Below are 14805 nucleotides of genomic sequence, written 5' to 3'. Positions count from 1 at the left end.
TGTTAATTAGGAATTAAGCTCAACCCTGCGGAAAAGAGCGTACAAGCCCTCTTTCGTCAGGGGCTTTTTTTGCTTAATTTTATTTTGCCTAAGGGAAACATTCTTGTTGCAGGGACAAAGTTGTTGCCATATACTAATGTTGTGCCAGACTACAAGAAATGTTCTAATACACAAAATAAAAACCGTAGGCGGTAAAAATATAAATGAAAGAAGGGATCTCATGACTGGAACAACTATTCCTTTATCAGAGGCTGCAAAGGGTAGCACGCTGCGCATCAGCGACATTGAAGTTCAAGGAGTGCTTAGAAGAAGATTACTGGACCTCGGGTTCGTAGTCGGGAATATCGTAGAGGTGTTGCGGCGTAGTCCATTAGGAGATCCTATAGCTTTTCGGGTAAGCAATACGACCATTGCACTGCGTAGAGAAGAAAGTTCTTTAATATTCGGAGAATTAATTGGAGGTGTAGAAGCATGAGTCAGTTCACCGTCGCTTTTGCAGGCAACCCTAACACCGGAAAAAGTACACTATTCAACCTGCTAACCGGCATGCGACAGCATACTGGAAACTGGGCAGGTAAAACCGTCATTACTGCCGAAGGCGAATTCAAACACAATAACCATTCATACCTCGCGGTAGATTTACCAGGAACGTACTCCCTATACTCAAATTCCGCGGATGAAGAAGCGGCTAGAGATTATATTATTTTTGAACAGCCAGACGTGACACTTGTAGTGCTTGACGCTACTTCGCTGGAACGTAATCTCAATCTTGCCTTGCAAGTGCTGGAGATTACCGGACGGGCGGTTGTCTGCATCAACCTCATTGATGAAGCACGTAAGCTGGGCATCGACATCAACCTGAAGAGTATCTCCAAACGTCTCGGCGTACCCGTCGTTGCGATATCGGCACGCAATAAAATAGGGATCGATGCCTTATTGGATCAAGTGGAGCGAGTGGCTACAGGCTCATTCACAGCGCAGCCGCTGCGGATTAGTTACAACGAAGAGATCGAACGGGGAATTGCCGAGCTTACACCATTGGTAGAGCAAACCATCGGTACCAAATATCCCGCTCGCTGGATTGCACTGCGCTTATTGGACGGTGATGACAGCCTGCTTACTTCACTTAAAGAGCATATGAAAAGCAAGGATTTACCCGAAGCAAAGGAGGTCATCGGCCATGGAGTCACTGCCTATCACTAAGGGATCTGACGCTCTAGATTCCCTATTGTCCACCGCAAAAAAGCTCGCTGACGGCGGAGCCATTCGGGATGAGATTGTCAGTGGTATATATGGCGTATCCGCAGGCATCTGCGGAGATGCAGTTACTTATCGGGATAAGAAGAAACTGAACAGCACTTACAAGCTGGATAATATCGTGACCTCCAAAATTTGGGGTTTTCCCATCATGCTCGCCATTCTCGGTGTCGTATTCTGGATTACGATTGCCGGGGCTAACTACCCTTCTAGCTGGCTCGCTTCCTTCTTTGGCTTCATCGAAGGATATCTGACAGCGGGATTTGAGGCTCTCCATGCCCCAGCTTGGCTGCACGGCGTGCTTGTGCTTGGCTTGTATCGAGGCACCTCATGGGTAATCAGTGTCATGCTGCCACCGATGATGATCTTTTTCCCCGTATTCGCTCTGCTTGAGAATTTCGGGTATCTGCCACGCGTTGCTTTTAACATGGACCGACTGTTCAAAAAATCAGGTGGTCATGGCAAGCAAGCTTTAACCATGTCCATGGGCTTCGGCTGTAACGCGGCCGCTATCCTCTCCACACGAATCATCGAATCGCCGCGTGAACGAATGCTGGCTATACTGACCAACAATTTTGTCCCTTGCAACGGCCGCTGGCCCACGCTGATTTTATTGTCTTCCTTATTTATGGCAGGAGCCGCTACGACAGGCGCGCTTCGTACATTCACCACTGCCTCCGTCCTAATGGGAATGGTTCTAATCGGCATCATTGTTACCTTAACCGTTTCCTGGGTCATGTCCAAAACTGCGCTGCGTGGGGTTCCCACACATTACACATTGGAGCTTCCTCCCTACCGCCGTCCACAAATCTGGAAGACCATACTTATTTCCTCCAAAGATAAGTCCCTTAACGTACTTACTCGGGCTATCGTCGTTGCTGCCCCTGCCGGGATTATCACTTGGATTCTAGGCAATCTGTTTATTGGCGGCGATTCTGTACTGAATCATATGGCTGCATTCTTTGATCCGTTCGCACATTTGCTTGGCATGGATGGCTTTATCATCATGGCCTTTATTCTTGGACTTCCTGCGAATGAAATCGTATTGCCTATCCTGCTTATGGGCTATATGTCCTCAGGCGCTATGGTTGATATCGACAGCTTAGGCAGTATCAAAGATGTCTTTCTCTCACATGGCTGGACCTGGCTGACCGCACTCAACATGATGCTGTTCTCCCTGCTCCACTATCCTTGTGGTACGACACTCGTGAACATTTACAAGGAAACAAAAAGCATGAAATGGGCCGTTCTCTCAGCAGTCATTCCGCTGGGTATCGCCATCGGAGTAACCTTTGCTGTCGCTCAGCTTGCCCGGTTATTTGGGTGGGTGTGACGAGGTAGGCTTGCGATCTAAACTCAAGTGACTTCACAACTCACTTCAACTGATTTCAACTTACATCGCAAAAATTCATCATTAACTCACTAAATTCACCTTAATCACATCACCCAAATTAACCTTGCTACACGGAATTCACCTTACTTTACCTTACAACATCTAAAGTTCAACTTGCTTCACAAAATTCTGCCCTCCTTGAACTGATATTTAAGGAGATTCTCCCTCAAATTCGAACTTTATTGGCGCGCGTTAAACTTATTGCGGAATTTCTCCCTCCCTAATAATCGAACTTTATAAGCACATATTAAACTTTTTGCGGAATTTCTCCCTAATAATTAGCCGATTATAGGCAAAAAAGGCAATTTCCGCAGAATTTTAGGGAGCAATTCCCCAATTATCGCTAATAATGAGTAAAACACGATAAAATCAGGGAGGATTTCCCTAATTATTGATTCTAGATGATTCCGAGCTACACTTGAGCACCAGCACCAGCACCAGCACCAGCACTAGACCTGCATCGCCCTTCCACACATACCAACTCTAGACCTACGCCGCCCTTCAGCACACACCAGCATTAGCATCAGTACCTTTTCGCCCACCAACATACTCCACCACTGGTCCACCAACACAGCCCAACACCAGTTACTCAAGGTCTTCTCAAACAAATAAGCGGTCGCTCGGATGTTTATCCCGAGCGACCGCTTATTTTATCACAACCCCTTATATACTCTTACGTCCTAACTTGATCCCACCATTACATTACATGACTTGACTCTACAGTTAGAGTCATTTTTTGCGCGTTCCATCATTTCTACGACGGTATAGAACAGCCCCAGCTATAGCTGCTAGAACGATAATTATTCCACTAATCCCCACATTAACAAGTGGAAAGGAATCACTGTCCCCAGCGGGGTTCCCCGTTTGATCAGGCTCATTACTCCCAGCTCCTGACTCCGGTGAATTATTCGGGGTTACCTCCGGAGAAGCGGTAGGCGTTGTAGGCGAAATACCCGGTCCCAGCTCTTTTAGATCCACTGAGTCAGCGGTTAGCCGCTTAGTTCGACTGCATAAACTAGCCTCCAGATTACCAGAGTCTCCGCCGTCTCTAGCATAAGCATAGACAATGTAACTTTCCCCTTCCACAAACTCAAAGCCGCAGCTTGCAGAAGATAAAGCCGTAGTCAATGTAACTTGGTTTCCCTCGACCCCTTTCCAGCTGGAATCCACCTCAAAGGTTACCTTTACTGGATCAGCAGAAGAAATTATGTTCCCCTGTGACGGCTCCTTCATGTCCACTACTTTCCCGACAAAGACAGCTGTACTTTTCTCAAGAGCTTCCAGTGGCTCCGCAGGCATAACACAGGAACATGCATAAGTGACTGAGGGCCTCACCGTCAGCAAAGCCGTAAATATTAATAGGACACCTAGAAATATCATCATTGGACTTCGGAAATTGAACTTTCGGAAATTGATCTTTCGCACTTTGATAACCCCCTTCTTTACCTTACAGACGGAGCAAACGTGGAAAGTGTTACAGGAATTCCCAAATAAGTGATACAAGTTTATCCGGTAGCAATTCCTCTAATCCTCTTCTTTAATTACCCTAATCTTCTTTAACTCCTCATATCCTCTTCATTAATCCCCCATACCTGCTGTACCACTCACAAACTGTGCGCGATCCCAATCAAACGCTGTATTCCTTCGCGCAGCACCCCTTCGCTTGCAAAGGAATAACTTAGGCGAAGCCTTGACTTCATTTCCCCCAGTGGATCAAATAACTTCCCAGGAACAAAAGCGATCGACTGCGCCATACTTGAAGCAAACAGGCGATCCATCGTAAGATGCTCCGGTAGTTTCACCCATAGATTTAATCCGCCTTGCGGAGTCGTCCATTCCCAGCCAGTCCCCGCCAGCTCCTCTTCTACAATTTCCTTATGCACTTGAAGTGCAATGCGCAGCTTACCCAGATGCTGTTGCAAGCGTGGGGAGGTGTAGTAATGTAGAAATATTTTTTGATTCAGCAGCGGAGTGCCATTGTCCGCGAGTGATTTGGCCGTGATTAGACGTTCCATAAATGGATATCGGCAGGCCACCGCACAGATTCGTAAGCCAGGGGCTACATATTTACTGAAGCTGCTGATATAGATCACCCACCCCTCCGTATCATAAGCAAAAAAGGGCGGCGGCGGCTCCTCATCAAAATACATATCGCGGAACGGGTCATCCTCCACCAGTAAACAGCGATAACGTTCGGCCAGTTCTACCAACAGCTTGCGCTGTTGCACAGGCACCGTGTATCCAGTTGGATTGTGATGCGTTGGATTAATGTAGAACATACGCGGCTTATGCTTTTTCATCAAAGCTTCTACTTCCTCCAGATCATATCCCTCCGGAGTGATCTCTACCGGGACCAACCGTGCCCCCTCCCGGCGAAAAATATCCATAGCAACACTATAAGTAGGCCGCTCCACAAGCACCGTATCCAGAGGACCAAGCACAATCCGGGCAATCAGATTGATCGCCTGCTGCGCACCCGAGGTAATAAGCAGCTCTTCCGAAGTTAACTGCAGCCGATGTTGCTTCCGAAAGTGGTGGCTTAACGTCTCACGCAGCTCGTTATCCCCCTGGACCGAGGCATACGTTCCCATTACCTTGGGATATAGATCGAACACTTTTTTGACATAGTCAGATAGAAAAAGATTCGGCAGCAGCCCCGGATCAATCAGCGCCTGCGAGAACTGATACTTAACTGGCACTCTCTGAATATCAGACAGCGGATTAGTGAGCGCATAAGCCGATACTTCGGCTCCTACTTCAATAGCAGGAAGCGAGATTATGGGTGCCACGTAATATCCTGATTTATCTTTTACATAAACCTTTCCATCCTCCGTCAACCGTCTGTACGCTTTGAATACGGTCAGTCGATGTACCTTAAGCTCCTCCGCCAGCAGCCGTATAGAAGGAAGCTTATCATGTGCGACCCACTCCCCTCGCTCCATGCGATTTAATAGAAATTCATAGACCTGCCGAAACAAAGGATGATTATGCTCCGCTCCCACAACCTTTTTCATCTGGCTACAACTCCTCTCCGAACAACCTTGTAATCATATTGTACACGATTTCTGAATTAATCTGTTCTACACAAGGCAATCTGTTCTGTCCTCTCCCCTATATGATTAACAAAATGCCAGCTTATAAATTCTTATATTTTATAAAGCACACAAAAGGGGACTTTTCAAAATGATCTTATTTGCTTATGCACTTGTATGTCTGATCTTCGGCACGACCTTTCTAGCTATCAAAATCGGTGTAGATGCCGGTGCGCCTCCTTTCTTTTCAGCGGGCTTAAGATTTTTTGTCGCGGGCGCTGTTCTATTCCTATGGATGGTCTGGAAACGTAAAGCCAGCTTCTCCTTGCTGTTGCGCAAAGAAATGTTGTTCACCGGGTCTGCTCTAACCTTCGGCACCTTCGCGGGTCTCTACTGGGCTGAACAATATGTTTCTTCAGGGCTTGCAGCTGTACTCTCTGCCACTGGACCGATCATGATCCTGCTGCTCCAAACCTCTATTCTTCGGCAAAAAGCACCCGCCATCTCCCTATATGGCTGCATCATCGGCTTCACTGGCGTACTGCTGCTGGTTCTCCCCAATCTCGCCGTTGATATTTCACCACTGTGGCTCATCGGTTGCGCCGTAGTCCTAATTGGAGAGTGTTGCTATGCTGTAGGTGCGATTTACTCCAAAAAAGTAATTAACAGTATGCCTGAGGTCTCACCGATTGCGCTGAATGCGGCTCAAATGATGTATGGCGGTGCGCTGTTATTCATTCTTTCTTTTGCCACGGAAAAAGTACATCCTGCATTTCTCTTCTCATTCGAAACAGCAGGTTCACTGCTCTATCTCACAGTTATCGGCTCCATGGTCGGCCATACCTTGTTCTACTGGCTCGTAGCTAAGACCAACCCAGTGTTTCCTTCTACCTGGCTTTATATTTCTCCACCGATTGCGGTGGGTGTAGGCTTTTTCTTTTACAAGGAGTCCGTATCTTGGATTACGATTCTCGGAGTGTTCACCATCATTGCCGGAACAATCCTAGTGAATGCTGATGCTCTAAAGCAATTACTGCAAAAAAAGAAGATCAACACTGTTGCGTTAAAAAAATCAAATATATGACGTACTATATATTGCATTTATGACCACTATTGCGTATTATATAAACAAGTTAAATTAAACACAGCTAAATATGACTCATATATGAAAGGAGGATTCGCTTAACGGCGCTTCTCTTCTAAAGAGGAATGCCTTTTTTATCGGAAGTGGAGGGAATTGTGATCGAACTGACATCACGTCAAATAGAGATTATCGATATCGTTAACAAAAGAGCTCCGATTACCGGCGAACAGATTGCCGAAAGTTTGAACCTTACCCGGCCTACAATTCGCTCGGATCTGTCTGTTTTGGTTATGCTCAAATATATCGACGCCAAGCCGAAGGTCGGGTACTTCCCAGGATTGAAATCATCCAGTCGTCAGGGAAGCGGTTATCTGCTGCAGGAAACGATGGTCAAAGAAATTCAAAGTGTACCTATAGTTATCCGCGAGACCACAACTATTCAAGATGCCGTAGTTACGCTTTTTCTACAGGATGTAGGCACTCTTATTATTTGTGACGAAGAGGGTAAACTCACGGGCGTTGCTTCACGTAAGGATTTCCTAAAGGTAACCTTGGGCAACCCCGGTGCAGTCTCCATGCCCGTAAGCATGGTAATGACGCGCCAGCCCAAAGTGGTCACAACTTCACCGGATGAACCGGTGCTTGAAGCTGCACATAAGATGATTTTTCACGAGGTAGACAGTTTGCCGGTGGTTGTTCCCAGCGCCGCTGAAGACGGCGCTACAAAACTGGATGTGGTAGGACGTTTAACAAAAACCTCCATCATCAAACTACTCCTCGAACTTGAAGCCAAAGGATAACAGGAGGAACCCATGAGCATCGAGCAATCTTCCAACTTAATAACGATATGCTCGGATTCTATAGGAGATACGGCAGAGGCTGTCGTGCAGGCCGTTATTCACCAATTTCAGAATCAGCAGGTCACCATTAAAAGATACGGCAATATTAGGCATGAAGACGAGCTACGCAAGCTTATGGAAGAAGCAGCTCAGCATCAAGGTTTTGTCGCCTATACATTAGTGCAGCCAGAATTAAGAGAAATGATCCGCGAGGAAGCGGTACGTCTTGATTTGCGGATCGTTGATATCATGGGCCCTATGATGCAGGCCTTCATTGATACCTTCGACGATGCTCCTCAGCAGCGGCCAGGTCTTCTCCACCAGCTAGACGAGAATTATTTCCGCCGCATAGAAGCTATAGAATTCACCGTCGCCTGTGATGACGGCCGTGATCTGGGCGCCATGCTCAAAGCCGATATCGTTCTGCTGGGCATGTCCCGTACTTCAAAGACACCGCTTAGCATCTTTTTGGCCCATAGAGGAAAAAAAGTCGTTAACTATCCAATTATCCCGGAGATTGGTCTTCCGCAAGAACTATTAAGCTTGCCGCCGAACCGGCTTATCGGATTAACCATGAAACCCGAGTACATGCTGAAGGTCCGCTCTGAGCGGCTTAAGGTTCTCGGATTACCGACAGGCTCCCAATATGCAAGTCTGGAGCGGATCACCGAAGAGATGGAATACGCCGCTTCATTGTTCAACAAGCTGGGCTGTCCTGTAATTGATATTACCGACAAGGCTATAGAAGAAACCGCTGGTATTATTATGGGTTATATCTAAATTTCAGTTTACAAAATATATAGAATGCACTGGAGGGAATTAGAATGGAGCGCGAACTGGCCCTTGAGATTGTACGGGTAACTGAACTAGGTGCTTTATCCTCGGCTCGTTGGATTGGGCGGGGCGATAAAAATGCGGCAGATGATGCAGCCACGACTGCGATCCGTTCCATGTTCGATTCTGTGTCCATCGACGGAACTGTTGTGATAGGTGAAGGAGAGATGGATGATGCTCCAATGCTCTATATTGGTGAGAAAGTCGGGAACCAAAAAGGTCCCGCTGTCGATGTAGCCGTCGATCCTCTCGAAGGAACTGAGGTTGTTGCCTGCGGCCTGCATAATGCGCAATCTGTTATTGCTATAGCAGATAAAGGCAGCCTGCTGCATGCCCCGGACATTTATATGGAGAAGTTAGCCTGCGGGCCCGAGCTTGCCGGTAAGCTTAGACTCGAGGACCCTGTAGAGATCACTCTGCAAAAAGCCTGCCATTACACTGGCAAATCCCTCTCCGAGTTAACCGTAATGGTGCTGGATCGTAAACGGCATGAGCAGCTGATTAATAGCCTGCGTGAAGCCGGGGTACGAATTAAGCTGCTTGGTCACGGAGATGTCGCTGGCGCTATTGCGGCTGCACTGCCAGACAGCGATGTCGATTTATATATGGGTTCCGGTGGAGCACCCGAAGGTGTTCTTGCTGCCGCTGCACTGAAATGCCTTGGTGGTGAAATGCAGGGCAGATTGCTCCCGGATGGACCAGTAGAGCTACAGCGCTGTGTACGCATGGGAATTGCCAATCCAACGCGAGTGCTATACATGGAAGACATGGTTGGCACGGGCGACGTCCTCTTTGCCGCCACGGGTGTAACGTCAGGTGAGTTCCTGAACGGCGTCCGTTTCATCGGTAAAGAACGCGCGGAGACACATTCGGTAATTATGCGGGCACAGAGCGGGACGATCCGCTATATCCGCAGCATTCATTTCCTGCCAGGAAAAGAAATACCGACTGCGCTAACCGTTAGGCAAAATGCTGTCTCTCTATAAAACCACAAAAAACAGGCTATCTCACTAGCAGTATCCTTTGCTAGTGAGATAACCTGTTTTGTTTTTTTACACTGAATGCTAATTGCTTCTTATTTATTTCCAATACGTTCACTCGCTAATGGATCTATATTAGCAACTTTCTCAAAGCGTTCTGCGTTCAGGCTGTTATACTTTGCAAAGATTTGTTTCACTTCTTGCTCCTTCTGCTCGCCTTCCACATCCACCATTACTAGAATATGACCTTCATCCACGTAATTATCGTAGCTCTCTGCTTCCTCTTCAGGGATGCCAAGGCCAATAAGCCCGCCGACTAACCCGCCACTGCCTGCGCCTATCGCCGCTCCGGCAAGCGTTGCCGCAAGAGGTCCGGCTGCAATAATAGGTCCAATACCAGGAATAGCCAAAGCGCCAATTCCCATCAGCAGCCCTGTTACTCCACCCAGCAGACCACCAGTAGCTGCACCTGTAGCCATACCTTCCGGGGCCACGGTTCCCGACTCGTCTCTAAGAGTTTCCTCATCCGCTTTATTTCTCGCGATAATCGAAATATCCTCTGTCCTACAGCCCTGACGCTTCAACTCCTCAATAGCTCGCGAAGCTTCGTATTCGGCAGCAAAGACACCCACTATTCTCTTATTCATCTCCATTACCTCCTATTGATGTAGTTAGCTCATACGTTCAGCTTCATAGCTTACTTAACCAAACTGGACAGGGATAAACTACGATCTTTGAATTGTCTGCAATTCCGAGTTAATATTCCTTCTAAAATATGCTGTATAATAAAAGTAAGCGGGTACAACTACCTTGATTAACTCTATAGAAGAAAGAGAAGGAATCATCCATGGCGATATTTAACTATAATTCTGAGCGTCCCTTCCGAGGCAATCCCGACCTGCATCTCCATTACTGGGGGCGGGAGCAGTGTCTTCCCGGGCATTTTTTTGGGCCTGGGGTTCGTGACGTATATAAAATACATTTTATCCATGCAGGAACAGGTGAAGTTACTGTGGGTGAACAGACCCATTATCTTAAGCCAGGACAAGCTTTTCTCACCTATCCGCATATCGTAACTGCCTACACAGCAGACATAGCAAATCCATGGGCCTATTCTTGGGTAGCTTTTACCGGGGAGCAGGTTGATTATATTTTGGCCAAAACCGCCTTGTCACCTGAGCACCCGATCTTTCCAATGGATGAGCAGCTTATGCCGAATTTATACGAGCTCCTGACACAAGCAGCTGAAGCTTCGGACAGTCTGGATCTACCTCTAAAAGCAATTATGTATGAGTTCTTTTCTCTGTTACTTCGAGCGGTGCCAGCAGTTCCAGATGTACTTCCTTTACCACGTCAAAAGAGTATTTACGTCGAGCAATGCCTGCACTTTTTGCATACACATTATTGTGAAAATATTTCGGTTGAGATGATGTCCTCTTCGCTCAAGCTGGATCGCAAATATTTATCCTCCTTGTTCAAACGGACAATAGGTATGCCACCCCAGCAGTATTTATTAAATTTCCGCATCGCTAAGGCGTGCGAGCTGCTGACAGAGACCTTATGCACGATTGGTGAAATCTCACGTTCTGTGGGCTATCAGGACCCCTTACTCTTTTCACGGATGTTCAAGAAGGTGAAAGGTTGTTCGCCAAAAGAATACCGTAGCCGTCATCTCGAAAATGACATTGTACTATAAACTTCTTCCTTGCTGACATACGTTTGTCCGCGATCTTTCGCTACAATAAGGACGTAACGTACTAAGTAATAAGTGTTTATAGGAGGAATAAATCATGTATAACGCAAGCGCTACCAGATATGACAATATGAAATATAATCGCACCGGAAAGAGCGGTCTACTCCTGCCAGCGATCTCGCTTGGTCTATGGCATAACTTTGGCGGCAACGACTTATTTGAGAATGGCCGCGCCATGGTAAGAAGAGCTTTTGATCTTGGAATCACTCATTTTGACCTTGCCAATAATTACGGTCCACCCGCAGGCTCCGCCGAAGAAAGTTTTGGCCAAATTCTTAAAAAGGATCTGACCCCTTATCGTGATGAGATGGTTATCTCTACTAAAGCTGGTTATTATATGTGGGCTGGTCCTTATGGTGAATGGGGCTCCAAAAAATATCTCGTCTCCAGCCTAGATCAAAGCTTAAAACGTATGGGACTGGATTATGTTGATATTTTCTATCACCACCGCCCAGATCCAAATACACCACTGGAAGAAACCATGGCTGCGCTGGACCTCGTGGTACGCCAAGGTAAAGCGTTGTATGTCGGGATTTCGAATTACGGACCTGAACAAACACGCGAAGCGGCACAAATTCTGCGTCGACTTGGCACGCCATGCCTGATTCATCAGCCAAACTATTCCATGATGTCCCGCTGGATTGAAGATGGCTTGCAGGATGTATTGTCTGAAGAAGGCATCGGCTCCATTGTGTTCTCCCCGCTACAAGGTGGCATACTAACCGATCGCTATCTAAACGGAATCGCTCCTGATTCCCGTGCCGCTGGCCCAAGTGTATTCCTGTCTGAGAATGCCATTACTGAAGAGGCGATCGGCAAGGTTCGCAAACTGAACGAGATTGCTGCTGCACGTGGACAAAAAATGTCTCAGCTAGCGTTATCTTGGGTACTCCGTGGAGACAAAGTAACTTCTGCATTGATCGGCGCAAGTAAGGTAAGCCAGATTGAAGATGCCGTCGCTTCCTTAAATGCCCCAGAGCTTAGCGCTGAAGAACTAGAGCAAATTGAGGCAATTCTGCGGGGATAAAGCTTAGTTATAACAAGACAAAGACCAATGAGGTCAGGCAGCTTAAAGCTGCTCTGGCATTTCATTGGTCTTCTTTTTTATAGATTAGAGTTCTATTTGCTCACCCAAATATCTGCGTGATGTACACCATGATCAATAATCCAAAAATAAAAGAATACGTCGAAGGCCGCTCATAACCATGGCCATGACTCTCCGGAATCAGCTCCTTGTAGACGATAAAGAGCATAGCCCCGGCTGCAAAAGCTAGACCATAACCCACAACATTATGCAGGTAACTGGCAGTAAAATACCCGATCACCGCAGATACCATCTCCATCAAGCCGGTAAGTGTAACGATTCCTAAGGCTTTTAGCTTGCTAGTTCGCGAATTCATCAGAAAGACCGCAAGAATCAAACCTTCCGGCATATTCTGTGCGCCAATGGCAATCGCCACGGTAGGACCTAAACTGGCCTGTTCGCTGGCATAACTGAAACCTGTACTGAGGCCTTCTGGTATGTTGTGGATGAACAGCGCAATCATAACAAGCAGCGCTTTTGAATCCATATTGGTATAACCGGGCTTATTCTCCACATCGATATGCGGGATGTTATTTTCAATTAAATCAAGCAGCAGCACTCCGGTAATCAAGCCCAAGGTTAAAGCGATGATCCCCGATTCTTTGATCGATTGCGGCATGAGTCCAAACGTGGAGGCGGACACCATAATCCCCGCAGTGAAGGCTACGAGGATATCTTTCCACTTCTCGGATAACCTCTTCACGAACAGGATCGGAAATGCTCCAAGAACGGTAGCCATTGCCGATACAAAGCTGCCAATAAGCGCAGATTCCAAACCTTCAACTCCTTTGGTACAAGTCGGATAGACCAACATATGTTTCAGAAAAAATAATTATTACTTTTTCATACATTTTCGAATGGTCCAATATAGTATGGATCATATCATAAAAGACCTCCCCTAGGTTCGGTTCATACCCTAAGGAGGTCTTTGTCTCACATATCATTATGCAACTCGGTTACACCAGCTTCTTCCGGATCTTGCCGGAAATCAAATCAATAATTGTGATCATCGCAATGATACCTAGCAGTATAATCCCCACGCGGTCCCAATTCCGTGAACTGAGCGCGAAGATTAACGGTGTGCCGATCCCCCCTGCTCCAATCACACCTAGAATCGTAGCCGAACGAACGTTAATTTCGAATCTATATAAGGTATAGGATAAGAATCCCGGCAGCACCTGCGGCAACACCGCAAACCACAATACCTGCATGCGGCTGGCACCAGAAGAAATTAAAGCTTCGAGTGGACCGTTGTCGATATTCTCAATCTCATCCGCGAACAATTTGCCGAGCATGCCCACCGAATGTAGTCCCAGAGCCAGCACACCTGCAAAAGAACCCGGTCCAACAGCCTTGATAAATAACAAAGCCATAATAATCTCAGGGAAGGTTCGTATAAAGCTCAACATCAGCTTGCCGGAACCTGAAATTACCTTTCCCTTGCTCATGTTAACTGCAGCCCAAAATGCAAAAGGAATACATAAAAAGGTCGAGATAAAAGTGCCTAGGATTGAAATAGCTAACGTCTCGAGCAATCCCCGCAGGAGATCCTCCCCATCTGGTAAATAAACGAAGGCCCAGTCAGGTGAGAATATCCCGGCAAAAATTGCTTTAGTAATGATCCCGGCGGTTTCTTTGAATCCATTAAACGGCACTCCCGAAAAAGCCCAAATATATAACGCGGCTAGGGCTACATAAATCAGCCAACGAAAACGATTTTTACGGGGTTTAGGGACAAGGGTATTCCATGATTTACTCATATTAATTTCTCCCGCAGCTTAGTGCTTACATAATCAATAATCAGTACTACTGCTAATGTGAACAAGATGATGGTGCAAGTCTTATCGTATTCCAAAAAGCCTAGGGTGACTTCATAATAGTGGCCGATCCCACCCGCTCCTACCAGACCTAAAACCGCCGCAGCACGAACATTAATCTCGAAGGCATATAGGACATAAGACATAAAATGAGCCTGTACCTGTGGAATGACTCCGAACATAATGCGTTGAATCTTATTAGCCCCCACTGAAGTCATTGCTTCCAAAGGTCCTTGATCAATCGTCTCCATCGTTTCATAGGTAAGCTTAGCGATCAGCCCCAACGAAAATATCGTCAATGCAAATATCCCAGGAAGCGCACCGAGGCCGAAAATAGCCACAAAGATAGAAGCCAACAGCAGATCGGGAATCGTACGGATCAGGTTCAGCAGCATACGGACCGGATAATGAAGCCAACGGCTTTGCGTAATATTGCTTGCACACAACAGCGCAACCGGAACCGCAAGAATGGCACCAAACGTTGTGCCAACCAGCGCCATCCGGATCGTCTCCAGCATCGCATCTATAATGTTGTCAAAATACCCCCAGTTCGGGGGAAACATTTCCTTAAGCAAATCAAGCATATTCGGCAGACCGGAGATCAGCTCCCCGAAGGATGAATCGGTTAAGACAGCACTTCTCCACAGTAATACTACTAATATAATGGCTGTGAAATAATGTTTTATCTTTCTTGGCGGTTTGGGATGTAGCTTCTCTGCATTTACACTCATC

At 46.7% G+C, this 14805-nt stretch carries 15 protein-coding genes; 9 read left to right on the top strand and 6 right to left on the bottom strand.

Annotated features, from left to right (window positions below; genetic code table 11):
* Positions 1-220: 220 nt before the first annotated feature.
* The 3 genes from NSQ55_RS05355 to NSQ55_RS05345 are packed head-to-tail and all read left to right on the top strand — an operon-like array spanning position 221 to position 2590.
* Positions 221-475: a FeoA family protein gene (locus tag NSQ55_RS05355; protein ID WP_036679839.1), complete on the top strand. Its 255-nt coding sequence runs from the start codon at positions 221-223 to the stop codon at positions 473-475.
* Positions 472-1203: a FeoB small GTPase domain-containing protein gene (locus tag NSQ55_RS05350; RefSeq protein ID WP_076130631.1), complete on the top strand. Its 732-nt coding sequence runs from the start codon at positions 472-474 to the stop codon at positions 1201-1203. Before NSQ55_RS05355 ends, NSQ55_RS05350 begins: the two co-directional genes overlap by 4 nt.
* Positions 1181-2590 carry a nucleoside recognition domain-containing protein gene (locus NSQ55_RS05345; protein WP_076220490.1) on the top strand — a complete coding sequence of 470 codons (1410 nt, stop codon included), beginning with the start codon at positions 1181-1183 and terminating at the stop codon, positions 2588-2590. Before NSQ55_RS05350 ends, NSQ55_RS05345 begins: the two co-directional genes overlap by 23 nt.
* A 789-nt stretch (positions 2591-3379) precedes the next feature.
* Here the strand turns inward: NSQ55_RS05345 and NSQ55_RS05340 are convergent.
* Entirely contained in the window at positions 3380-4075 is a 696-nt protein-coding gene (locus tag NSQ55_RS05340) for a hypothetical protein (protein WP_076187320.1), read from the bottom strand.
* 179 nt (positions 4076-4254) lie between these two features.
* Entirely contained in the window at positions 4255-5664 is a 1410-nt protein-coding gene (locus NSQ55_RS05335) for a PLP-dependent aminotransferase family protein (protein ID WP_339171771.1), read from the bottom strand.
* A 169-nt stretch (positions 5665-5833) separates the two neighbouring features.
* Between NSQ55_RS05335 and NSQ55_RS05330 the strand changes: the two genes are divergently transcribed.
* The 4 genes from NSQ55_RS05330 to glpX all read left to right on the top strand — a co-directional run bounded on the left by NSQ55_RS05330 (position 5834) and on the right by glpX (position 9425).
* Positions 5834-6766: an EamA family transporter gene (locus NSQ55_RS05330; protein WP_076130627.1), complete on the top strand. Its 933-nt coding sequence runs from the start codon at positions 5834-5836 to the stop codon at positions 6764-6766.
* Between the two features lie 155 nt (positions 6767-6921).
* Complete coding sequence (locus tag NSQ55_RS05325; RefSeq protein ID WP_254857125.1) at positions 6922-7566, top strand: helix-turn-helix transcriptional regulator; 645 nt, start codon at positions 6922-6924, stop codon at positions 7564-7566.
* Positions 7567-7584: 18 nt separating this feature from the next.
* Positions 7585-8385, top strand: a complete 801-nt coding sequence (locus tag NSQ55_RS05320) for a pyruvate, water dikinase regulatory protein (protein ID WP_339174415.1) — start codon at positions 7585-7587, stop codon at positions 8383-8385.
* A gap of 44 nt (positions 8386-8429) precedes the next feature.
* The gene (glpX, locus tag NSQ55_RS05315) at positions 8430-9425 is read left to right on the top strand and encodes a class II fructose-bisphosphatase (RefSeq protein ID WP_076187316.1); all 996 of its coding nucleotides are present in this window, start codon (positions 8430-8432) and stop codon (positions 9423-9425) included.
* Positions 9426-9514: 89 nt separating this feature from the next.
* On the opposite strand, the gene NSQ55_RS05310 is transcribed toward glpX, so the two are convergent.
* Entirely contained in the window at positions 9515-10066 is a 552-nt protein-coding gene (locus NSQ55_RS05310; protein WP_038568969.1) for a general stress protein, read from the bottom strand.
* A gap of 200 nt (positions 10067-10266) precedes the next feature.
* Between NSQ55_RS05310 and NSQ55_RS05305 the strand changes: the two genes are divergently transcribed.
* Together NSQ55_RS05305 and NSQ55_RS05300 are read left to right on the top strand one after the other, a co-directional pair.
* Positions 10267-11115 (top strand): AraC family transcriptional regulator, encoded by an 849-nt coding sequence (locus NSQ55_RS05305; RefSeq protein ID WP_076130624.1) that lies wholly within the window; start codon positions 10267-10269, stop codon positions 11113-11115.
* Between the two features lie 91 nt (positions 11116-11206).
* On the top strand, positions 11207-12199 hold the full coding sequence (locus NSQ55_RS05300; RefSeq protein WP_076187312.1) for an aldo/keto reductase: 993 nt from the start codon (positions 11207-11209) through the stop codon (positions 12197-12199).
* A 100-nt stretch (positions 12200-12299) separates the two neighbouring features.
* Here the strand turns inward: NSQ55_RS05300 and NSQ55_RS05295 are convergent, their stop codons facing one another.
* The 3 genes from NSQ55_RS05295 to phnE (NSQ55_RS05285) all read right to left on the bottom strand — a co-directional run bounded on the left by NSQ55_RS05295 (position 12300) and on the right by phnE (NSQ55_RS05285) (position 14804).
* Positions 12300-13031, bottom strand: coding sequence for a ZIP family metal transporter (locus NSQ55_RS05295; protein ID WP_036676473.1), 732 nt, complete (start codon positions 13029-13031; stop codon positions 12300-12302).
* Positions 13032-13212: 181 nt separating this feature from the next.
* On the bottom strand, positions 13213-14016 hold the full coding sequence (gene phnE, locus NSQ55_RS05290; RefSeq protein WP_036676480.1) for a phosphonate ABC transporter, permease protein PhnE: 804 nt from the start codon (positions 14014-14016) through the stop codon (positions 13213-13215).
* A complete protein-coding gene (phnE, locus tag NSQ55_RS05285) occupies positions 14013-14804 on the bottom strand; it encodes a phosphonate ABC transporter, permease protein PhnE (RefSeq protein ID WP_036676482.1) in 792 nt (263 codons plus the stop codon). The genes phnE (NSQ55_RS05290) and phnE (NSQ55_RS05285) overlap by 4 nt, the downstream gene beginning before the upstream one ends.
* Position 14805: the final 1 nt, after the last annotated feature.

Origin of the sequence: Paenibacillus sp. FSL H7-0943 (assembly GCF_037963265.1) — a bacterium.
GTDB classification, from domain to species: domain Bacteria; phylum Bacillota; class Bacilli; order Paenibacillales; family Paenibacillaceae; genus Paenibacillus_AQ; species Paenibacillus_AQ odorifer.
This window is presented reverse-complemented; position numbering and strand designations above follow the sequence as displayed.